Raw genomic sequence first — 20787 nt, 5'->3', positions numbered from 1 at the left:
CTCCCGCTTGCGGGAGGGGAGAAGAGAATTGAAATGACCAAGACCTCCACCGCCACTTTCGTCAACATCGGTGAGCGCACCAACGTCACCGGATCGGCCAAATTCAAGAAGCTGATCATGGCGGGCGACTATGCCGCGGCCATCGATATCGCGCGCGATCAGGTGGAGAACGGCGCGCAGATCGTCGATGTCAACATGGACGAGGGCCTGCTCGACGCGGTCGAGGCGATGACGACCTTCCTCAAGCTCATGACCTCCGAGCCGGACATCAGCCGTGTTCCGGTGATGATCGACAGCTCCAAATGGGAAGTGATCGAGGCGGGGCTGAAATGCGTGTCCGGCAAGCCGGTGGTGAACTCGATCAGCATGAAGGAGGGCGAAGAGGCTTTCCTGCATCATGCGCGGCTCTGCATGGCCTATGGCGCGGCGGTGGTGGTCATGGCCTTCGACGAGACGGGGCAGGCAGACACCAAGGCCCGCAAGGTCGAGATTTGCGAGCGCGCCTACAAGCTGCTGATGAGCATCGGCTTCCCGCCTGAAGATATCATCTTCGATCCCAATATCTTTGCGGTCGCGACCGGGATCGAGGAGCATAATAATTACGGCATGGACTTCATCGAGGCGTGCCGTGAGATCAAGGCGCGCTGCCCGCATGTCCATATTTCGGGCGGGCTGTCGAACTTCTCCTTTTCCTTCCGCGGCAATGAGCCGGTGCGGCGGGCGATGCATTCGGTCTTCCTCTACCACGCCATCCCGGCGGGGCTGGACATGGCGATCGTCAATGCCGGGCAGCTCGACGTCTATGACGCCATCGATCCGGCGCTGCGCAAGGCGTGCGAGGATGTGCTGCTGAATAGCGATCCTGAAGCCGGGGATCGCCTGGTGGCGCTGGCCGAAAGCTATAAGGGTAAGGACGCGGCGTCCGAAAAGGCGGCGCAGGAATGGCGCGGCTGGCCGGTCGCCAAGCGGCTGGAGCATGCGCTGGTCAAGGGCATCGACATGTATGTTGTCGAGGATACGGAGGAAGCCCGCCTCGCCGCCGTGAAGCCGATCGAGGTGATCGAAGGCCCGCTGATGGACGGCATGAACGTCGTGGGCGACCTGTTCGGGGCGGGCAAGATGTTCCTGCCGCAGGTGGTGAAATCGGCGCGCGTCATGAAGAAGGCGGTGGCGCATCTGCTGCCCTTCATCGAAGCGTCCAAGGAGCCGGGCGCCAAGGGCAAGGGCAAGATCATAATGGCGACGGTCAAGGGCGACGTCCATGATATCGGCAAGAATATCGTCGGCGTCGTGCTGCAGTGCAACGGCTTTGAGGTGATCGACATGGGCGTGATGGTGCCCTGGCAGGACATCATCAAGGCCGCAAACGAGAATGACGCGGACATGATCGGCCTGTCGGGCCTCATTACGCCGTCGCTGGACGAGATGGTGACGGTAGCTGCCGAAATGCAGCGCGCCAACATGACCATGCCGCTGCTGATCGGCGGGGCGACCACGTCGAAGGTGCATACGGCGCTGCGCATCGATCCGGCCTTTACCGGGCCTGTGGTGCATGTGCTGGACGCCAGCCGAGCGGTGGGCGTGGCGACGGCGTTGGTCTCCGAAACGCAGAAAAACGATTTCGTCCAGAAGACAAAGGACGACTATGAGCATGTGCGCGTCGCCCGTGCGAACAAGGGGCATAGTGCGCTGGTGCCGATCGAAGACGCGCGCGCCAACGGGTTTGAGATCGACGAGAGCCTGAAGCCTGGCAAGCCACGCCTGCCCGGCGTGCATCGCTTTCCCGATTGGGACCTGAAGGATCTGCGCGACTATATCGACTGGACGCCCTTCTTCCGCGCTTGGGAATTGGCGGGCAATTATCCGGCGATCCTGTCAGATGCGGTGGTGGGGGAAAGCGCGACCAGTCTTTTCAACGACGCGCAGGCGATGCTTGACCGCATCATTGATGAGAAATGGCTGACCGCGCGCGGTGTGTGCGGCCTGTGGCCTTGCCGCCGCGAGGGTGACGACATCATCGTCCATGTCGAGGACGAAAATCATGTCCGCCTGCCGATGCTGCGCCAGCAGATCGCGAAGCGCGAGGGGCGGGCGAATATGTGCCTGGCTGACTTCATCAGCCCCAATGGCGACTGGATGGGCGGCTTTGCCGTGTCGATCCACGGCATCGAGCCGCATCTGGCGCGGTTCAAGGCCGCGATCGATGACTATTCGGACATTCTTCTAAAGGCGCTGGCGGATCGTCTGGCGGAAGCCTTTGCCGAGCGGCTGCACCATTATGTCCGCACCGCGCTGTGGGGCTATGCCGAAGGGGAGCAGCTGACCAATGAGGCGCTGATCAAGGAGCAATATCGCGGCATCCGGCCCGCGCCCGGTTATCCGGCTTGCCCGGAGCATAGTTTGAAGCCGCTGCTGTTCGACATGCTGGACGCGCATCATGCGACGGGGATCACGCTGACGGAAAGCTTTGCGATGCTGCCGACTGCGGCGGTCAGCGGCTTTTACTTCGGCCATCCGCAGGCGGAATATTTCGGCGTCGCGCGGGTGGGTCGCGATCAGCTGGAAGATTATGCGCAGCGCCGCGGGGTCGATCTGGAGACGGCGGAGCGCTGGTTGCGGCCGAACATGGATTGACCTCTGGATATCCTCCCTGCGCGAAGCGTGGGGAGTGGGACCGTTCGCGATGCGAATGGTGGAGGGCCCTTCGCGACAGCGACGGTTTCACCGTCGCCCCTCCACCATGCTGCGCATGGTCCCCCCTCCCCATCTTGCAATGGGGAGGATTAGGTTACCGTTTCTCGTGATTGGCGGCGACCGCCTTCGCCACGGCCTGCATGAGCTGCCAGCGCGTGGGTATGGGCTCGGTGGTGCTGCCGATCATCACCGCCACGGCGTAGCTGGTGCCGTCCGGCGCGGTCATGATGCCGACATCGTTGAAGCCGGTCGAGCGTGCGCCCAAAATCTGGCCGGTGCCGGTCTTGTGCAGATAGTGCCAGCCTGCCGGCACGCCGCCCTTGATCCGCTGCGGTCCGGTCTTTGCCTCGCTCATGATCGACATCAGCAATTGCGCGGAAGCGGGGGAGAGCATGCTGCCCTCCTTGAGCTTTGCCAGCGCATTCACGATGGACGAGGGCGCTGCGCCATCGGGGGGGCTGGCGAGATAATTGTCGAGCGCTTTGACGCGCGCCGCCATCGGCACCCTGTCGCGCGCGGCATAGAAGCTGCGGCCGATCGAATAATCCTGCCGCCATTCCAAGCCCGCCGCGGTCGCCTGCAGTAACCGCTCGCCGGGGCCGAAGCGTATGTCTTTGATGTAGCGGCGGGCAAGATAGCTGCGCACCGCTTCCGGCCCACCCACGGCGCGCAGCAGCGTGTCGTTGGCGGTGTTGTCGCTTTGTGTCATCGCGCGGCGCATCAGATCGGAATAGCTGGTGGTCCAGCCGCTATTGCCGACCAGAGCGGCTGTCGGCTGGTGGAAGAGGGTAAGGTCCTTGCGCGTGATCGTCGTCGTGTCGGACAGGCGGATCTTGCCGCGATCGACCGCATCGAGGAAGGTCATCGACACCCAGAGCTTGGACACGCTCTGCTGCGGGAAGAGGGCGCTGCCGTTCCATGCCACGGTCCAGTCGCTGCCAATCCGGCGGACGGCGATGCCGACCTTGCCATTGAAGCTCTGGCCAAGGTTGCGCACGACGCTGACGAGAGCGGGCGGCGGGGTTTCGCGCTGATCGACGTCCAGCGCCTGGAACGGCTTGGGCGGATTGGCGACCGGCTTGATCGGATAGGTCGATGTGGTCGGCTGCACCCGCTGCGGTGTTTTGGCCTGAGGTTCGACAGGCGCGCTGACGCAAGCCGACAGCGCCGCCATCAACAAGACAAGGCGGGCCGAACCGCCATCAGGGCGCAACCCGCGCCCGTTATTTCCATCATTCATGTGCGTCCCCGCGCTCTCCCACTCGTCCTTCGTGGCGCGGGCCTCATTGCTGACAAGGTTCATGCGATGAATGATTCCACAATTGCGATGTAAGGAGTCTGAACGGGCTGCTGCTTGCGCTCAGTTAAGGTTAAGCCGCGACGGGTGATGAGAGCGCGATGATGGCTGGACTTGTGGATAGGCGCACGCTGCTGCTGAGCGGCATGGCAGCGGCCGGCGGGGTGATGCTGGGCGGCGCGGCGCTGGCTGCCCCCTTCACGTCGCGGCGGATCGCGGTGACGGTGCGGGGCACGGGGCGCGACGTGGTGCTGATCGCCGGGCTGGCGAGCGGACCGGGTTTATGGAATGGCCTGATGGCGGCGGTGCCGGGCTGCCGCTGGCACCTCGTTCATGTGCGCGGTTTTGCGGGGCTGGCGGCCGATGCCAATGCCAGCGGGCCGCTGGTGCAGCCGCTGGCCGATGAGGTTGCGCGCTATATGGGGGCGGCGGGGCTGGAGCGTCCGGCGATCATTGGCCATTCCATGGGCGGCACTCTGGCGATGATGTTGGGGCTGAAGGGTCTGGCCGGGCGGCTGATGGTGGTCGATATGCTGCCTGAGGGCGCGGCGATGGTCGGCGGCACCGCGCAGGGCATGGGCTATCTGGCCGATCAGTTGAGTCAATATTTTACGGGGACCAAGGCGGGGCGGACCTATCTGGCGCAGATATTGGCGCAGGCTCCGGGCGCGAAGGGGAGCGATCCTGACGTCATCGCCAATGCGCTGCGGGACTTGGCGAGCATCGACCTTGAGCCGCAGCTTGGCCGGATCGCCGCGCCCATGGAGGTTGTCTATGCGGTGGGCGCAGACCCGACGCAGGCGAACGCCATCGGGCGCACCTTCCGTGCTGCTTATGCCGCCAAGAAAGGCGTCCGTCTGGTGCCGATCGGTCCTAGCGGTCATGTCGTCATGGCGGACCAACCCGCGCGCTTCGCGACAGTCGTGAGGGACTTCCTCAGCCCCTGATCAGGGCGTCAGAACCGTGTCCACGGCCTCGGGCAGCATGTCCGGATAGTCGAGCGTATAGTGCAGCCCTCGGCTTTCCTTGCGCTTGAGCGCCGAGCGGACGACGAGGCGCGCGACCTCCAGCAGATTACGCAGTTCGATCAGGTCCGAAGTCACCCGGAAATGGCCGTAATATTCGTCCACTTCCTTGGCGAGCAGGTCGATGCGGTGCTGCGCCCGCTCCAGCCGCTTGGTGGTGCGGACGATGCCGACATAATCCCACATGAAGCGGCGGATTTCCTTCCAGTTATGCTGGACGATCACTTCTTCATCGCTGTTGGTGACGCGGCTTTCGTCCCACGGCCGGATCGACGGGGGCGAGGGGAGTTCGTCCCAATGGGCGCGGATGTGCTTCGCCGCTGTTTCGCCGAACACGAAACATTCGAGCAGCGAGTTGGAGGCGAGGCGGTTGGCGCCGTGCAGGCCGCTTTCCGTGACTTCGCCAGCGGCATAGAGGCCGGGCAGGTCGGTGCGGCCGTCCAGGTCGATGACCACGCCGCCGCAGGTATAATGCTGCGCCGGGACGACGGGGATCGGTTCTTTGGTGATGTCGATGTCGAGGTCGAGCAGCCGCGCATAGATGGTCGGGAAGTGGGTGCGCACAAACTCCGGCGGCTTGTGACTGATGTCGAGATGGACATAGTCGAGGCCGAGGCGCTTGATCTCATGGTCGATCGCGCGGGCGACGACGTCGCGGGGAGCTAGTTCGGCGCGCGGGTCGAAGCGTGGCATGAACCGCTCTCCGCCGCCGGGTACGCCGGGCGGTAGCTTCAGGTGGCCGCCTTCGCCGCGCACGGCTTCGGTGATCAGGAAATTCTTGACCTCCAGATTGTAAAGGCAGGTCGGATGGAACTGGTTCATCTCCATGTTGGAGACGCGGCAGCCCGCGCGCCAGGCCATGGCGATGCCGTCGCCGGTCGCTCCTCGCGGCGCGGTCGAGAAGAGATAAGTGCGGCCCGCCCCGCCGGTGCACAGGATCGTCGCTTTCCCAAGCAGCGCATCGACATGGCCGCTATTCTTGTTGAAGGCGTAAACGCCCCAAACGTGACCGTCTCCCGAATATTTCTCTGCGTGGCGGCTGGTGATGAGGTCGATGGCGACCATGTCCTCCAGCAGAGTGATGTTGGGATTGGCGCGTGCGGCCTTCAGCAGCGCGACCTGCACGGCATGGCCGGTGGCGTCATCGACATGGACAATGCGGCGATGGCTGTGCCCGCCTTCGCGCGTCAGGTGCCAGCGTTCGCCAAATTCCTCGCCGCCGTTGAAGGGGACGCCGAGTTCCGCCAGCCGATCGATTGCCGCAGGGGCTTCGGAGACGACGAACTCGACCGTCTCACGATTGTTGAGCCCCGCGCCAGCGACCATTGTGTCGCGGACATGCGCCTCGAAACTGTCACCTGCGTCGAGTACGGCGGCAATGCCCCCCTGCGCCCAGTTGGTGGAGCCGCTGTCGAGCGCCGCCTTGGCGAGCACCAACACCTTGCGGTCCTGCGCCAGGCTGATCGCGGCGGTGAGCCCGGCGGCTCCGGAGCCGATGATGACGACGTCATGGGTGGTGGTGGGCATTCGAAACCTTACTCCCCTCCCGTTGACGGGAGGGACTGGGGGTGGGCCTGGGCAAGCGTCGCCTGGACATGCGACACAACGCCTTCAAGGTTTTCCATCACATCAGCATTTGAAAAGCGCAAGATTGGATAGCCTCGGGAGCGGGAGTAATCTTCTCGGCGCGCATCATAATCAACGCTGCGGTCGTGGCTCGCTCCGTCTATTTCAATGATGAGGTTAAGTTCGCGGCACAGGAAGTCGGCGAAGTAAGGGCCGATCGGTAGCTGACGGTTGAATTTATAGCGGAGTTTGCGGGCGCGTAGCTGTTGCCACAAGAGACGTTCTGGTGGGGGAGCGGCGTTTCTCAGCTCTTGGCGCGCGCTGTGTTGCGTCGTTTGAAGCGTTGCGCGGGCCCACCTCCCGATTGCCCGACCCCAATCGCCCCTCCCGCTAGCGGGAGGGGGAACAGGATCGTCTTCCCTCACGCAGCCGCCGTCAGATGGAGGAACACGTCCTCCAGGTCCGGGTCGCGCGTCACCACATCGACGATGGAAAGGCCGCTCGCCTGCACGGCGCTCAGCACTTGGCCTGCGTTGGCGCGGTCCTTCATGTAGGTGATCGTCAGCGTGCGTGGATCGGAAAGTTCGACTTTCTCGAAGCAGGGTGCGTCGGGCGTGGCGGTTATGTCGCGATCGACGGTGACCTGCACCACCTTCTCCTGCGCCATGGCGATCAACTCGCGGGTAGGTTTGTCGGTGATGAGGCGGCCGTGGTTGATGATGCCGATGCGGTCGCACAGCTCCTCGGCCTCTTCCAGATAATGGGTCGTCAGCACGATCGTCACGCCGCGCGCATTGAGTTCACGCACATATTCCCACAGCTGCTGACGTAGCTGCACATCGACGCCGGCAGTCGGTTCGTCCAGCACGAGGATCGGCGGGCTGTGCACCATCGCCTTCGCCACCAGCAGCCGCCGCTTCATGCCGCCCGACAGGGTGCGGGCATAGGCATGGGCCTTGTCCTCCAGATGCACCGCGCGGAGCAGTTCCAGCGAGCGTCGGCGTTCCTTCGGCACGCCATAATAGCCCGCCTGATTTTCCAACGTCTCGAAGGGCGTGAAGAAGGGATCGAAGACGATTTCCTGCGGCACGATGCCGATCGAGTTTTTGGCATTGCGGGGGTTCTGATCGATGTCGAAGCCCCAGATTTTGGCCGTTCCCGACGTCTTGTTCACCAGCCCGGCGAGGATGTTGATCGTCGTGGATTTTCCTGCCCCATTGGGGCCGAGCAGGCCGTAAATCTGGCCGCGCGGGATGGACAGGTTGATATTGTCGAGCGCGCGCTTGCCACCTTTATAGACTTTGGTGAGGTTGGTGATCTCTATGGCGGGGGCGGTTATGTCGGTCATGGCTGATCTTTATGGGGATGGCGCGAACATTCGGGAAGGGATTTCCCCACCATCGCTCGAAACGAACGGCTGCTGTTAGAATTCTTCGGCCACGTCCATCAGGCCCAGCAGCTTCCTGGGCGCGACTTCACGCCAGCTTTTGTGTAGCCGGTCCTCGATTTGATCCCAATCCGTGTCGCCCAGGTCGAGGCGGATGCCGACCCAACCGTCGCCGAAATAGGCCGGGCGGAAGTAGCGAGCGGAATCGCTGTCGATCAGCATCGCCTGTTCTTCCGGCGCGGTCGTCTTGACCAGCACCGCCGTGATGCCGTCGCCATGATGATCCTGGCTGAAATAGGCGAATTTCTTGCCCTTCTCGATACCGAAGCAGGGCATGCCGTGGGATGTGACCTCGTCCGCCTGGGGCAGCGCGAGGGCGCGTTCGCGCACCTTGTTTAGCAGCCATTCGGGCTGGCGCTCGCGGGTCACGAAGTCGGCGAGGGTGCGGGAATAAAGTTGATGCTCGGCGATCAGGATGCGCGCGGCAAGCGTGTCGGCGGTGTCGCCGGGGAGGATGGCGACCTCGGTTTGCGCCAGCACAGGGCCGTCATCCAGTTCGCTGGTGACGACATGGACGGAGCAACCGGCATGGCTGTCGCCCGCATCCAGCGCCTTTTGATGGGTGTCGAGGCCCTTATATTTGGGGAGCAGGCTGGGGTGGATGTTGAGCATCCGGTCTTCCCAGCCGGAGACGAACTCGGGCGAGAGCAGGCGCATGTAACCGGCAAGGGCGACATATTCCGCGCCTGCCTTGCGCAGTTCCGCGTCGATGATCTGGTCGAACTCGGCGCGCTTCAGGCCCTTGTGGCTTTGCGCGAAGGTGGGGATACCCTCCGCCTGTGCCAGTGTCAGGCCAGCGGCTTCCGGGTCGTTGGCGGCGACCAGCACGATCTCATAGGGGCAGGACGGATGTTTGGCGGCGTAGAGCAGCGCCGCCATGTTCGAGCCGCGTCCGGAAATCAGAACGCCGACTTTTGCCTTGGCCATAATCGAACGACCTCCGTTCGTCCTGAGTAGCCGCTGAGCGAAGTCGATGCGGCGTATCGAAGGATGTTGCGCCCCGCCCTTGCTTCGATACGGGCCTTCGACAAGCTCAGTCCCTACTCCGCACGAACGGTGGGAATAATTGCTAACCCAGATGCGTGGCGGTCCAGTCGGCCTTGGCGCTCCAGGTTTCTTGCGATCCCTTGACGGTGCAGCCCTTCTCGCCCGCTTCCACGACACCGACGCGGACCACGGTTTCGCCTGCCGCTTCCAGCTCGGCCGCCACGGCATCGGCAACGTCCGCATCCACCGCCAGCACCATGCCGACTCCGCAGTTGAAGGTGCGCGCCATTTCCTGCGGCTCGATATTGCCCTGCACCTGGAGGAAGGCCATCAGGCGCGGCTGTTCCCACCCATCGGCATCGACCATGGCATGGCAGCCGTCGGGCAGAACGCGCGGGATATTTTCCAGCAGGCCGCCGCCGGTGATATGGGCCAGCGCATTGATTTTGCCGCCGCGCACCAGCGGCAGCAGCGCCTTCACATAGATGCGGGTCGGCGCCATCAGCGCGTCGATCAGCAGCACTTCATTGTCGAAGATCGCCGGGCGGTCGAGCTTCCAGCCTTTGTCCGCGGCGAGGCGGCGGACCAGCGAGAAGCCGTTGGAATGCACGCCCGAGGAGGCGAGGCCGAGCAGCACATCGCCGGCCTTCACCTTGTTGCCGGTCAGTGCCTGCGACCGCTCCACCGCGCCGACGCAGAAACCGGCAAGGTCATAATCCCCGGCCGCATACATGCCGGGCATTTCGGCGGTCTCGCCGCCGATCAGTGCGCAGCCAGCTTGCTTGCAGCCTTCGGCGATGCCCGCGATCACGCGCTCGGCGACGCCGCTCTCCAGCTTGCCGGTGGCGTAATAGTCGAGGAAGAAAAGCGGCTCCGCGCCCTGAACGATAAGGTCGTTGGCGCACATGGCGACAAGGTCGATGCCCACGCCGTCATGCGCATCATGGTCGATGGCGAGCTTCAGCTTGGTGCCGACGCCGTCATTGGCCGCGACCAGCAGCGGATCGTCATAGCCGGCGGCCTTGAGGTCGAAGAAGCCGCCAAAGCCGCCCAGTTCGGCGTCGGCGCCGGGGCGGCGCGTCGCCTTGGCAAGAGGGGCGATGGCGCGGACCAGCGCATTGCCTGCCGCGATGTCCACGCCAGCCTTGGCGTAGCTGTAGGATTCGGTGTCGCTCATGCTCGCGCCCCCTAAAGCATTTTCGAGCCAGATGGAAACATCTGGCGGCTTAAGAAAATGCGGCAACCCAGAGAGTGCACAATGGCGCGGAAAACGGAACGGGAAATGGGTTGGCGCTTGGCAGATGGGGGAAATCCCGCCAAAAGGGCGCGCGTGAGCCTGTCCCCTGCCTTGCCCCGCCTGAATTTCCGGCCATCGCAGCTGCTTCGCCTGCTGTCGCGTCCCGCGCAGATATTGGGCGCCATCGTCCTTGGTCTCGCAGCGGCGGCGCTGTTCGCGCAGATGGAGGGGGAGCGCGGCGTGCCCCCGATCGCCAGCGGCGGCGACTATCAAGTGAGCGGCATCAAGGTCGATGTGCTGGGCAAGGATGCCAATAGCGCGCGCCTTGCCGGATGGCGGCTGGCGCAGCGGCAGGGCTGGCGCATGCTTTGGACGCGCACCCACGGCAATGCAGGCGTGCCCAGCCTGTCCGATTCGCAGCTGGAAGGCATGATCTCCGGCGTCGAAATCGAATATGAGCAGATCGGCCCCACCCGCTATGTCGCAACGCTGGGCATTTTGTTCGACCGCGCGCGCACGGGTCAGTTGCTGGGCGTGTCTGGCCATGTCATGCGTTCGCCGCCGCTGCTCGTCATCCCGGTGATGTGGGACGGGGGATCGGCCGTGTCCTACGAACGGATCAATGAATGGCAGAAAGCCTGGGCGCGGTTCCGCACCGGCGACAGCGCCATCGATTATGTGCGCGTCGCCGGATCAATCGCCGACCCGGTCCTGCTCAATGCCGGCCAGGTGGGGCGTCGCGGGCGTCTCTGGTGGCGCGTGCTGCTCGACCAATATGGCGCGGCCGATGTGGTGGTGCCGATCGCGCGGCTGGAGCGGCAATGGCCTGGTGGTCCTGTCACGGGCACCTTCACCGCGCGCTATGGTCCCGATGACCGGCTGATCGGCAGCTTCTCCCTGCGCGCTTCCGCCGAAAGCGCCATTCCGCAGATGCTGGATGAAGCAGCGCGGCGGATCGACCAGCTTTATACCGCTGCCCTTAATGATGGACGCCTGCGGCCCGACCCCTCGCTCATCATCGAGGAGCCGGTTGATCCGGATGCTCTGGAGATAGAAAACACCACCGAAGCGCCTGTGGAAACGCTGGAGGCGCCTGTTCCTGCCGCTGCCACCAGCAGCTTCTCGATCCAGTTCGACACGCCGGACGCCGGATCGGTCGCGCAGGGTGAGGCGGCGGTTCGCTCGATCCTGGGCGTGCGGTCCGCGATCACCAGCAGCCTGGCGCTGGGTGGCACATCGGTGATGCAGGTGAGCTTCGACGGCACAGCCGATGCGCTGCGCGCGGCGCTTCAGGCGCGGGGTTTCACGGTCTCCGGCTCTGGCTCCGCCCTGCGTATCCGGCGTGGAGGCGGCGCAGCGCCTGCAGGAGCGGCAGCGCCGCAATGAGGCAGATCAGCCTGCCATTTGATTGGCCAGGGCAGGGGACGGACGGGGACTTCCTGGTCAGCGATGCGAATAGCGTCGCCGTGCGTCATCTGGAAGGTTGGCGCGACTGGCCGCTGGCGATCAGCGTGCTGAGCGGTCCTTCCCTCTCCGGCCGGTCGATGCTGGGCCGGCGCTTTGCGGCCATGAGCGCCGGCAGGGTCATCGACGATGCGGAAGGGCAGGAGGACCGCCTTCTTTTCAACGCCTGGAATGATGCGCAGACCAGCCGCAGGCCGCTGCTTCTGATCGGATTGCGTGCGCCGACGCTGTGGGATGTCACGCTGCCTGACCTTAAATCCCGGCTGGCAGCGGCGCCGCACATCGCCATTGAGGAGCCCGACGAACCGCTCGCTCGCGCGCTGGTCGAACGGGCGCTGGGAGCGATGGGCGCTAATTATGCGGCTGACCTGCCCGAATGGCTGCTGCGCCGGATAGAGCGCAGCTATGCGGCGATTGCAGGCGTGACGCGGCTGCTGAACGAGGCGGCGCTGTCATCTGGACGTAAGATTTCTGCCGCTATGGCGAAAGAGGCCCTGCAAGCGGCCGGATTCTTGCCTATAATGCCCGATGATCCGCACCCCTCATCAAATTGAGAGAGACGTGGCCGAAGCTGATCCCTCTGCCAGCCTGACCCTGCCCAGCGACCGCTATTTCAACCGGGAGCTGTCCTGGCTGGCCTTCAACCAGCGGGTGCTGGAGGAAGCGATGAACCGCGAGCATCCGCTGCTGGAGCGGCTGCGCTTCCTGTCGATTTCGGGCGCGAATCTTGACGAATTTTTCAGCGTGCGCGTGGCGGGCCTGAAGGGGCAGCAGTTGCAGGACGTCGACATGCGCTCCGCCGATGGGTTGACGCCAGCGCAGCAGCTTGGCGCGATCGCGGAGGAGACCGCGCGGTTGATGGGCGCTCAGCAGAAGGTCTGGGGCGCGCTGCATGGTGAACTTGCGAAGGTCGGCATCGAGGTCATCGGCCCGTCCAGCCCGATGGATGCGGCCAGCGAGACATGGCTGCGCGACCATTTCCTGAGCCAGGTCTTCCCGATCCTCACGCCCCAAGCGCTTGACCCGGCGCATCCGTTCCCCTTCATTCCCAACCAGGGGCTCTCGATCGTCTTCGATCTGGAGCGGCTGTCGGACAAGCAGCCGATCCGCGAACTGGTGATGATCCCGTCTTCGCTCGCTCGCTTCGTGCGGATACCGGGCGACCATGCGCGCTACATGGCGTTGGAGGCGGTGATCCGGCGCTTTTCCGCCGATCTCTTTCCCGGCTACCGCGTGCGCAACAGCGGGGTGTTCCGCATCATCCGCGACAGCGATATTGAGATCGAGGAAGAGGCGGAGGATCTGGTCCGCTATTTCCGCAGCGCCATCAAGCGCCGCCGCCGGGGCCGCGTGATCCGGATGGAGATAGAGGAGCGCATTCCCGAGCCGGTCGAGGAAATGCTGCAGGACATGCTCCAGGGGCATGAGGCGATTATCGCCGAGGTGGAGGGCTTTGTCGGCATCGGCGACCTGTCCGGCGTGGTGGATGAGGACCGGCCGGACCTGAAGTTCGAACCCTATGCGCCGCGATTTCCTGAACGAATCCGCGAATATGGCGGGGATTGCTTTGCCGCGATCCGGGCGAAGGACATTGTCGTCCATCACCCCTATGAAGCGTTCGACGTTGTCGTTTCGTTCCTGAAACAAGCCGCATCCGACCCCGATGTCGTCGCGATCAAGCAGACGCTCTATCGCGCGGGCAAGCAGTCGGCGATCATCCGCGCGCTGATCGACGCGGCGGAGGCGGGTAAGTCGGTGACGGCAGTGGTCGAGTTGAAGGCGCGGTTCGACGAGGAACAGAACCTCATGTGGGCCGACGCGCTGGAACGCGCGGGCGTGCAGGTTGTCTATGGCTTCATCGACTGGAAGACCCATGCCAAGGTGTCGATGGTCGTCCGCCGCGAAGGCGAGGCGTTCCGCACCTACTGTCATTTCGGCACGGGCAATTATCACCCGATCACCGCGCGCATCTATACCGATCTGAGCTTCTTCACCGCGGACCCGGCCTATGGCCGCGATGCGGCGGCGCTGTTCAACTACATCACCGGCTATGTCGAGCCGCAGGCGCTGGAAAAGCTGGTCATGTCGCCGCGCGACCTGCGTAATCGCCTGTGCGAGCTGATCGAGGCGGAGATCGTGCATGTTCGCGCGGGCCGGCCCGGCACCATCTGGGCCAAGATGAACTCGCTGGTCGATCCGGCAATCATCGAAAAGCTCTACGCCGCCAGCAATGCGGGGGTTCAGATCGACCTGATCGTACGCGGCATCTGCTGCCTGCGTCCAGGCGTGCCGGGCATGTCGGAGAATATTCGGGTGAAGTCGGTCGTCGGCCGGTTCCTGGAGCATAGCCGCATCACCGTGTTCGGCAATGGCAAGGCGCTGCCCAATAACGGTGCGAAGGTGTTCATCAGCTCGGCCGACTGGATGCCGAGGAACTTTGACCGCCGCGTTGAATTTCTGGCTCCTGTGGAAAACCCGACCGTGCACGACCAGATTCTGGACCAGGTGATGGTGGCGAATCTCATCGATACCGAGCAGAGCTGGGAGCTGGACAGCGATGGCCACTATGCCCGCGTGCGCGCAAGCGATCGCCCCTTCAATCTCCACCGCTATTTCATGACCAATCCGTCGCTGTCGGGCCGGGGTGCGGCGCTGGATAGCGAAGCCGTCCCGACGCTACGCCTGCGCGGGCGAGCCTGACCCGCATGAACTCCATGCTGAGCCAGGTGCGCGCCATCGCCGAGACGATGGCGACATCGCCAGAGCATGCCAATGCGCGCACGGCGATCATCGACATCGGCTCCAACAGCGTCCGCCTGGTGGTGTATGACGGACCCCGCCGCATTCCGTTCACCCTCTTCAATGAAAAGGTGATGGCGGGGCTGGGCGCGTCACTTGGCAAGACCGGCCGCATCGAGCCGGAGGCGATGGAGCGCGGGCTGCGCGCAGTGGGACGTTTCGCCCATCTCTGCCGCGAAATGGAGGTGCAGGACGTCCGCTGTGTCGCCACGGCCGCAGTGCGGGACGCGGCCAACGGCGAGGAGTTCATCCTGCGCGCGCGTGCGATGGGACTTAAGGTCGAGCTGCTTTCCGGGGCTCAGGAAGCGATCGCGGCGGCCCATGGCGTGCTGTCGGGCATTCCTGGGGCCAATGGCGTGGTGGGCGATCTGGGCGGCGGCAGCCTGGAGCTGGCACGGGTGCGCGATGGCGCTGTGCATGACACCATTTCGCTGCCGCTGGGCGTGCTGCGCCTGCCCCAGATCCGCGCGAAAGGCCCTGCCGTCCTGGAGCGGCAGGTGAAGAAGATGCTGGAGAAGGCGGGCTGGGTCGTCGAACCGGGCGTGCCCTTCTACCTTGTGGGCGGTTCCTGGCGCTCGCTTGCCCGCTTCGACATGCAGCTCACCCATTTCCCGCTGCCGGTGGTGCATCAATATGCGATGCCCGCGTCCCGGGCGGAGCAGTTGACGCGAATCGTGTCGCATGTCGGCCGCGCGCGATTGAAGGATATTCCGGCGATCACCGGGTCACGCGTTCCCACGCTGCCGGACGCCGCCGCGCTGCTGTCGGTTGTCGTGCGCCAACTGAAGTCGAGCGAACTGATCGTGTCCGCCTATGGCCTGCGCGAAGGGCTGTTGTTCGAGGATTTGCCGCCGGAGATTCGCGCGCACGATCCGCTGCTGGTCGCGGCCGAGGCGGAAGGGGAGGCGCAGGGGCGCTTCGTCGGCCATGGCGACATGATCGAACGCTGGATCGCATCGCTGTTCGAGGATGATGAACCATCCTGGCGACGCATCCGCAGGGCTGCTTGCCTGCTGGCCGATGTGGGCTGGCGCGCGAACCCTGATTTTCGAGCCGAACGCGGCGTCGAGATCGCGTTGCACAGCAATTGGGTTGGCATCACCGCGCCTGAACGGGCGATGCTGGCGCAGGCGCTGCATAGCAATTTCGGCGGCGGGGCTACGGTTCCGCCCGCCATTGAAGGGCTGGCATCGGCTGCCGCGCTCAAGCGGGCGACGCTTTGGGGCCTTGCGATCCGGCTCGGCCAGCGGCTTTCCGGCGGTGTCGAGGGGCCGTTGCTAGCCTCGAAGCTGGAGATGGTCGGCGATACGCTGGAGCTGCGGCTGCGGAATGTGGATGCAGAACTGTTCGGCGAGGCGGTCGAGCGGCGGCAGCGGCATCTGGCGCAGGCCATGGGCGTGAAGTATCGGCTGGCGTGGTGAGGCAACTACCTGCTTCCCTCCCGCCTGCGGGAGGGGAATGGCTTGAACAGCCCAAAACTTGCCCCCGCACCCATTAGGCCGTATGCGCGCGCGCATGAATAACAAGCACGCGCCCGATCCCGCACTCCTCGCCAAGGCTGAAACCCTCGTTGAGGCGTTGCCTTATATGCAGCGTTATGCAGGGCAGACCTTTGTGGTCAAATATGGCGGCCATGCCATGGGCGACCCGGAGGCGGCGCGTGATTTCGCCGAGGACGTGGTGCTCATGAAGGCGGTCGGCATCAATGTCGTCGTGATTCATGGCGGCGGCCCGCAAATTGGCGCGATGCTGAAGAAACTGGGCGTCGAATCGAAGTTCGTCGGTGGCCTTCGCGTGACCGACAAGGAGACGGCGCAGGTTGCGGAGATGGTTCTGGCCGGTTCGATCAACAAGGAGATCGTGGGCTGGATCGCTGGCGCGGGTGGCAAGGCTGTCGGCATTTCCGGCAAGGACGGTGGCCTGGTCCTGTGCGAGAAGGTGCTGGGCAAGCGGGAGGCGGACCCCAATTCGGGGATTGAGCGCAATGTCGATCTGGGCTTTGTCGGCGATCCGGTGAAGGTCGATCGCTCTATCCTCGATACGCTCTCGCAAAGCGGCATCATTCCGGTGGTCGCGCCGGTGGGCATTGGTGCGGATGGACATACTTATAATGTCAATGCGGACACGATGGCGGGCGCGATTGCGGCCGAGCTTCAGGCTTCGCGCTTCTTCCTGCTGACCGATGTGGCCGGTGTGCTCGACAAGCAGGGGCAGCTGCTGACTGACCTCGATCCCGCGGCAATCCGGGTGCTGCAAGAGGATGGCACGATCAGCGGCGGGATGATCCCCAAGCTCGAAACCTGCGTGAAGGCTGTGGAAGGCGGAGTGGACGCCGCCGTCATCCTGGACGGCCGGGTTCCCCATGCTATGCTGCTGGAAATCTTCACGAAGCGCGGTGCGGGCACTTTAGTGCGCCGGTAAGTCATACGCTGCCGGTTGTTCTCTCCCTCGTCATCCCAGCGAAAGCTGGATCTTGCAAGGCGAGGCTGCGCCCGGGCAGAGGAGATGCCAGCTTTCGCTGGCATGACGAGGGGAAAGGCGCTGGAATCCTGCGCTAAGCCTTGTCGTGCGCCGTCCCCCTCGGCTAGAGCATCGGCAGTCAATTCGGAGACCGCATGGCCTACGCCTTCTATCAGATCATCGTCATCCTGCTCGATGTGCTGTGGTGGATCATCATCATCCAGGCGATCATGAGCTGGCTGATCGCCTTCAACGTCATCAACACCTCAAGCGATGTGGTCCGCACCGTCATAGTTGCGCTCGATCGCATGACGGCGCCAATCTACAATCCGATCCGGCGGGTGATGCCCGATCTGGGCGCGCTGGACCTGTCGCCCATGGTCGTGCTGCTGGCCATCCTGATCATCCGCCAGGCCATATTGCCGCCGCTCTTCGGGCTGGTGTGAGCGTCTGGCGGCAGGACGGCAACGACCTGCTGCTTTCCGTCCGCCTGACGCCCGGTGCCGCGCGGGAGGAGTTGGGTGGACGGTGGACGGACGAGAAGGGCGCTGACTGGCTGGGCGCGCGCGTCCGCGCTGTCCCCGAAAAGGGCAAGGCGAACGCGGCGCTGATTGCGCTGCTCGCCAAGGAACTGGATTGGCCGCGGAGCGCGATTTCGCTGGAATCGGGCGACAGCAACCGGCTAAAGCGGCTGCGGATCAAGGGCGGCGGTGAAGCGTTGGCGCTGGAGCATTTCCAAGTCAGATTGAACCGTCTGACGGCTCAGGAAATGCGGCGATGATGGCTTTACGGCTTTCCACCATCATCAAGGGACGGGTTGAGGCAGCATGACCATCGGCAAGATCATCGACGGCAAGGCTTTCGCCGCCACGCTGCGGGGCAAGGTGGCGGACGGCGTCGCTGCCTTCGTCAAAAGCGCCGGCCGCAAGCCGGGATTGGCCGTGGTGCTGGTGGGCGAGGACCCGGCCAGTTCCGTCTATGTCCGCAACAAGGGCAAGATGACGGTCGAGGCGGGCATGGAAAGCCTGGAGTTCAAGCTGCCTGCCAGCATCGGCGAGGAAGAGCTGCTGGACCTGGTCGAGGAACTGAACGCGGACGACCGGGTGGATGGCATCCTCGTCCAGCTGCCGCTGCCCGGCCATATCGATGAAGCCGCGGTCATCGGCGCGGTTGACCCGACCAAGGACGTGGACGGCTTCCATGTCGTCAATTCCGGTCGTCTGGCGACCGGGCAGGAGGCGCTGGTGCCCTGCACGCCGCTGGGCTGCGTCATGCTGTTGAAGGATGAGTTGGGCGATTTGACGGGCATGGAGGCGGTGGTTGTCGGCCGCTCCAACATCGTGGGGAAGCCCATGGCGCAGCTGCTGCTGGCGGAAAATTGCACGGTCACCATCGCGCACAGCCGGACGCGCGATCTGGCTTCGGTCGTGCACCGGGCCGACATTGTGGTGGCGGCGGTCGGCCGCGCCGAAATGGTGAAGGGCGAATGGATCAAGCCCGGCGCCACGGTGATCGACGTTGGCATCAACCGCGTGACCGACACGGAAGATGGCAAGAGCCGGATCGTTGGCGACGTCGCCACGGCCGAGGCGCTGGCCCATGTCCGGGCGATCACGCCGGTGCCGGGCGGAGTAGGGCCGATGACGATCGCGGTGCTGCTGCGCAATACGCTGGTCGCGGCGCATGCGCGCGCTGGGTTGGCGAAGCCGGAGGGATTGTGAAGGCAGCGCGGGCGGCTCTGATCGCGGCCAGCCTGTTGGGGCTGGTGGCCGCGCGGCCGCCGATGCGGTATCAGCCGGACCCGAGTTCGGTCTTTGCGGCCGAGATCGCTTTCAATCGCCTGGCGCGGGACAAGGGGCAGTGGACTGCCTTCCGCGAAACGGCGGCTGACGATGCGGTGATGTTCGTGCCGCAGCGCGTGATGGCGAAACAGTGGCTGAAAGGACGGACCGATCCGCCCAAGCCGGTGAGCTGGACGCCGTCCGTCATCCATGTATCCTGCGATGGCAACCTTGCCGCCAGCACCGGCAACTGGCGGCGGCCGGACGGCTCCGTCGGCTATTTCACGACCATTTGGCGGCGCGAAAAGAATGGCGCGTGGAAATGGGTGCTGGATCATGGCGACACGCTGGCCGCGCCGCGGGAAGCGCCGGAGTTTCTGGTGGGGAAGGTGGCGACATGCAAGCGGCGGGAGCCGGGGCTCGGCGCTCGCCCCGCGCCCGGAGCGAAGACACCAGCGCCGCCCGCCGATGACAGCCTGATCTGGACCGCCGATGTTGCGGCCGATGGCAGCCGCCATGTCAGGGTGCGCGCATGGAATGGCAGCGGCTATGATGTGGTGATCGATGACAAGGTAGCGGCGCCGGGCGCATGATCGAGCTGTTCATCTCCGCCTTCGTGACTCTGTTCGTCGTCATTGATCCGCCGGGCTGCGCGCCGATCTATGCCAGCCTGACGACCGGCGCGAGCCACGCGCAGCGGCGTGTCATGGCGATCCGCGCAGTGGGCATCGCGGCAGTGATCCTGCTGATCTTCGCGCTGTGGGGGAAGCAGCTGCTGGGCGTGCTCGGCATCGCGCTCGACAGTTTCCGCATTGCGGGCGGCATCATGCTGTTCATCATCGCGATGGACATGGTGTTCGAGAAGCGCACCCAGCGGCGCGAGGATCGGGCGCACAAGATCGCCGAGACGCCGGAAGTGGAGGATGTCTCGGTCTTTCCCATGGCGATGCCGATGATCGCGGGGCCAGGATCGATCGCGACGGTGATGCTGTTGATGTCGCAGGCCGATGGCATCAGCGAACGGTTGGTCGTGATGGGCGCGGTCGTGGTGACGCTGGCGCTGATGCTTGGGTCGCTGCTGGCGGCGGGGCCGATCATGGCGCTACTGGGCAGCAAGATCGAGGCGGTGATAACCCGGCTGCTCGGCGTGCTGCTGGCCGCGCTCGCGGCGCAGTTCGTGATCGATGGGTTGAAGGCGAGTTTTTAACCCGCGGTTGGACGAAGTCGAGAAACCGCTTGCGCGGCATCTCGGCTTCGCTCGAAGCGAACGGGGATTTTAAGCCCGGACGTCATTCTCCGTTACCGGCGCGATCTTGATTTCGACGCGGCGGTTGCTTGCCTTGCCCTCGGCGCTTTCGTTGGAGGCGATCGGCTGGGTCTCGCCAAATCCGCGCGTCGCGATGCGGGCCGACTGGACGCCGTGGGTGGTAAGGTAATCCGCCACGGACTGCGCGCGGCGTTCCGACAGGGTCTGGTTATAAGCGTCGGACCCGTCGCTGTCCGTGTGGCCGTACACGTCGATATAGGTTTTGGGATATTGGGCCAGGACAGACGACACATCGTCCAGCGTCGGCCGGAACTGCGTTTGAACGGCGGCGCTGTCGGTGGTGAAGGTGATGCCGGACGGCATGCGAAGCACCAGATTGTCACCGTCGCGGATCACATCAACGCCGCTGCCAGCGGTTTCCTCACGCAGCTTGCGTTCCTGTGCGTCCATATAGGCGCCGATGCCCGCGCCCGCGACCGCGCCGATGCCCGCGCCGAGGATCTTCTCGGTCCGGTCGCGCCGCCCGCCGACCAGGTCGCCCAGCAGATAGCCGCCCAGCGCGCCGCCGATGCCGCCGATCGCCGCCTTCGAAATCTGCCGCTGCCCGGTGTTGGGGTCGGTCGTGCACGCCGTCGTCGCTAGCATCGCGGCCAAGCCTGCCGCGCCCATGATGCGATGAGAAATCCGCATAGATTCAATTCCCTTATTATCGTGCGCCCGAAAGGATCGGATGCACTACCCAATGGTCGAGCGCCGTCCTTTG

Annotated in this window: 19 protein-coding genes; 12 read left to right on the top strand and 7 right to left on the bottom strand. The window is 64.4% G+C overall.

Features of this window, described 5'->3' with window-relative positions:
• Positions 1–33: 33 nt before the first annotated feature.
• Positions 34–2634 carry a methionine synthase gene (metH, locus tag EP837_RS05095; RefSeq protein WP_066525019.1) on the top strand — a complete coding sequence of 867 codons (2601 nt, stop codon included), beginning with the start codon at positions 34–36 and terminating at the stop codon, positions 2632–2634.
• Between the two features lie 154 nt (positions 2635–2788).
• Here metH and EP837_RS05090 read toward each other — a convergent pair whose 3' ends face one another.
• Positions 2789–3934, bottom strand: a complete 1146-nt coding sequence (locus EP837_RS05090) for a serine hydrolase (RefSeq protein WP_066528747.1) — start codon at positions 3932–3934, stop codon at positions 2789–2791.
• A 158-nt stretch (positions 3935–4092) separates the two neighbouring features.
• Between EP837_RS05090 and EP837_RS05085 the strand changes: the two genes are divergently transcribed.
• Positions 4093–4938 (top strand): alpha/beta fold hydrolase, encoded by an 846-nt coding sequence (locus tag EP837_RS05085; RefSeq protein WP_066525018.1) that lies wholly within the window; start codon positions 4093–4095, stop codon positions 4936–4938.
• Here the strand turns inward: EP837_RS05085 and nadB are convergent, their stop codons facing one another.
• From nadB to purM, 5 genes are all read right to left on the bottom strand, one after another.
• Entirely contained in the window at positions 4939–6543 is a 1605-nt protein-coding gene (gene nadB, locus EP837_RS05080) for an L-aspartate oxidase (RefSeq protein WP_066525016.1), read from the bottom strand. It lies immediately after the preceding gene.
• Positions 6544–6551: 8 nt separating this feature from the next.
• Positions 6552–7007: an endonuclease domain-containing protein gene (locus tag EP837_RS20385; protein ID WP_225870574.1), complete on the bottom strand. Its 456-nt coding sequence runs from the start codon at positions 7005–7007 to the stop codon at positions 6552–6554.
• Complete coding sequence (locus tag EP837_RS05075) at positions 7004–7930, bottom strand: ABC transporter ATP-binding protein (RefSeq protein WP_066525013.1); 927 nt, start codon at positions 7928–7930, stop codon at positions 7004–7006. The genes EP837_RS20385 and EP837_RS05075 overlap by 4 nt, the downstream gene beginning before the upstream one ends.
• A 75-nt stretch (positions 7931–8005) precedes the next feature.
• Positions 8006–8956 carry a phosphoribosylglycinamide formyltransferase gene (purN, locus tag EP837_RS05070; RefSeq protein WP_066525012.1) on the bottom strand — a complete coding sequence of 317 codons (951 nt, stop codon included), beginning with the start codon at positions 8954–8956 and terminating at the stop codon, positions 8006–8008.
• Between the two features lie 142 nt (positions 8957–9098).
• Positions 9099–10193: a phosphoribosylformylglycinamidine cyclo-ligase gene (gene purM, locus EP837_RS05065; protein ID WP_066528744.1), complete on the bottom strand. Its 1095-nt coding sequence runs from the start codon at positions 10191–10193 to the stop codon at positions 9099–9101.
• A 105-nt stretch (positions 10194–10298) separates the two neighbouring features.
• Between purM and EP837_RS05060 the strand changes: the two genes are divergently transcribed.
• The 10 genes from EP837_RS05060 (at position 10299) to EP837_RS05015 (ending at position 19964) form a co-directional block, all read left to right on the top strand.
• Entirely contained in the window at positions 10299–11639 is a 1341-nt protein-coding gene (locus tag EP837_RS05060; RefSeq protein WP_380801972.1) for a heavy-metal-associated domain-containing protein, read from the top strand.
• Positions 11636–12271 (top strand): chromosomal replication initiator DnaA, encoded by a 636-nt coding sequence (locus EP837_RS05055; RefSeq protein WP_066525009.1) that lies wholly within the window; start codon positions 11636–11638, stop codon positions 12269–12271. Before EP837_RS05060 ends, EP837_RS05055 begins: the two co-directional genes overlap by 4 nt.
• A 7-nt stretch (positions 12272–12278) precedes the next feature.
• On the top strand, positions 12279–14417 hold the full coding sequence (locus EP837_RS05050) for an RNA degradosome polyphosphate kinase (RefSeq protein WP_066525007.1): 2139 nt from the start codon (positions 12279–12281) through the stop codon (positions 14415–14417).
• Between the two features lie 5 nt (positions 14418–14422).
• Positions 14423–15937 (top strand): Ppx/GppA family phosphatase, encoded by a 1515-nt coding sequence (locus EP837_RS05045; protein ID WP_066525005.1) that lies wholly within the window; start codon positions 14423–14425, stop codon positions 15935–15937.
• Between the two features lie 82 nt (positions 15938–16019).
• A complete protein-coding gene (gene argB, locus EP837_RS05040) occupies positions 16020–16937 on the top strand; it encodes an acetylglutamate kinase (protein WP_066525003.1) in 918 nt (305 codons plus the stop codon).
• Positions 16938–17131: 194 nt separating this feature from the next.
• On the top strand, positions 17132–17422 hold the full coding sequence (locus EP837_RS05035) for a YggT family protein (protein ID WP_066525001.1): 291 nt from the start codon (positions 17132–17134) through the stop codon (positions 17420–17422).
• Positions 17419–17757, top strand: a complete 339-nt coding sequence (locus tag EP837_RS05030; protein ID WP_066524995.1) for a DUF167 domain-containing protein — start codon at positions 17419–17421, stop codon at positions 17755–17757. The genes EP837_RS05035 and EP837_RS05030 overlap by 4 nt, the downstream gene beginning before the upstream one ends.
• A 46-nt stretch (positions 17758–17803) precedes the next feature.
• Positions 17804–18697, top strand: a complete 894-nt coding sequence (gene folD, locus EP837_RS05025) for a bifunctional methylenetetrahydrofolate dehydrogenase/methenyltetrahydrofolate cyclohydrolase FolD (protein WP_066524994.1) — start codon at positions 17804–17806, stop codon at positions 18695–18697.
• Complete coding sequence (locus EP837_RS05020) at positions 18694–19350, top strand: YybH family protein (RefSeq protein ID WP_066524993.1); 657 nt, start codon at positions 18694–18696, stop codon at positions 19348–19350. The genes folD and EP837_RS05020 overlap by 4 nt, the downstream gene beginning before the upstream one ends.
• Complete coding sequence (locus tag EP837_RS05015; RefSeq protein WP_066524992.1) at positions 19347–19964, top strand: MarC family protein; 618 nt, start codon at positions 19347–19349, stop codon at positions 19962–19964. Before EP837_RS05020 ends, EP837_RS05015 begins: the two co-directional genes overlap by 4 nt.
• A gap of 69 nt (positions 19965–20033) precedes the next feature.
• Here EP837_RS05015 and EP837_RS05010 read toward each other — a convergent pair whose 3' ends face one another.
• Positions 20034–20714 (bottom strand): OmpA family protein, encoded by a 681-nt coding sequence (locus tag EP837_RS05010; RefSeq protein ID WP_066524989.1) that lies wholly within the window; start codon positions 20712–20714, stop codon positions 20034–20036.
• Positions 20715–20787 lie beyond the last annotated feature (73 nt).

The sequence above is a fragment of the Sphingobium sp. EP60837 genome, assembly GCF_001658005.1.
Taxonomy (GTDB): domain Bacteria; phylum Pseudomonadota; class Alphaproteobacteria; order Sphingomonadales; family Sphingomonadaceae; genus Sphingobium; species Sphingobium tyrosinilyticum.
This window is presented reverse-complemented; position numbering and strand designations above follow the sequence as displayed.

Coding starts and splice junctions, on each gene's coding strand:
- nadB (WP_066525016.1), bottom strand. CDS start 6,543: ATGCCCACCACCACCCATGACGTCGTCATCATCGGCTCCGGAGCCGCC.
- purM (WP_066528744.1), bottom strand. CDS start 10,193: ATGAGCGACACCGAATCCTACAGCTACGCCAAGGCTGGCGTGGACATC.
- EP837_RS05060 (WP_380801972.1), top strand. CDS start 10,299: ATGGGTTGGCGCTTGGCAGATGGGGGAAATCCCGCCAAAAGGGCGCGC.
- purN (WP_066525012.1), bottom strand. CDS start 8,956: ATGGCCAAGGCAAAAGTCGGCGTTCTGATTTCCGGACGCGGCTCGAAC.
- folD (WP_066524994.1), top strand. CDS start 17,804: ATGACCATCGGCAAGATCATCGACGGCAAGGCTTTCGCCGCCACGCTG.
- EP837_RS05015 (WP_066524992.1), top strand. CDS start 19,347: ATGATCGAGCTGTTCATCTCCGCCTTCGTGACTCTGTTCGTCGTCATT.
- argB (WP_066525003.1), top strand. CDS start 16,020: ATGCGCGCGCGCATGAATAACAAGCACGCGCCCGATCCCGCACTCCTC.
- EP837_RS05055 (WP_066525009.1), top strand. CDS start 11,636: ATGAGGCAGATCAGCCTGCCATTTGATTGGCCAGGGCAGGGGACGGAC.
- EP837_RS05085 (WP_066525018.1), top strand. CDS start 4,093: ATGATGGCTGGACTTGTGGATAGGCGCACGCTGCTGCTGAGCGGCATG.
- EP837_RS05090 (WP_066528747.1), bottom strand. CDS start 3,934: ATGAATGATGGAAATAACGGGCGCGGGTTGCGCCCTGATGGCGGTTCG.
- EP837_RS05045 (WP_066525005.1), top strand. CDS start 14,423: ATGAACTCCATGCTGAGCCAGGTGCGCGCCATCGCCGAGACGATGGCG.
- EP837_RS05010 (WP_066524989.1), bottom strand. CDS start 20,714: ATGCGGATTTCTCATCGCATCATGGGCGCGGCAGGCTTGGCCGCGATG.
- EP837_RS05035 (WP_066525001.1), top strand. CDS start 17,132: ATGGCCTACGCCTTCTATCAGATCATCGTCATCCTGCTCGATGTGCTG.
- EP837_RS05075 (WP_066525013.1), bottom strand. CDS start 7,930: ATGACCGACATAACCGCCCCCGCCATAGAGATCACCAACCTCACCAAA.
- metH (WP_066525019.1), top strand. CDS start 34: ATGACCAAGACCTCCACCGCCACTTTCGTCAACATCGGTGAGCGCACC.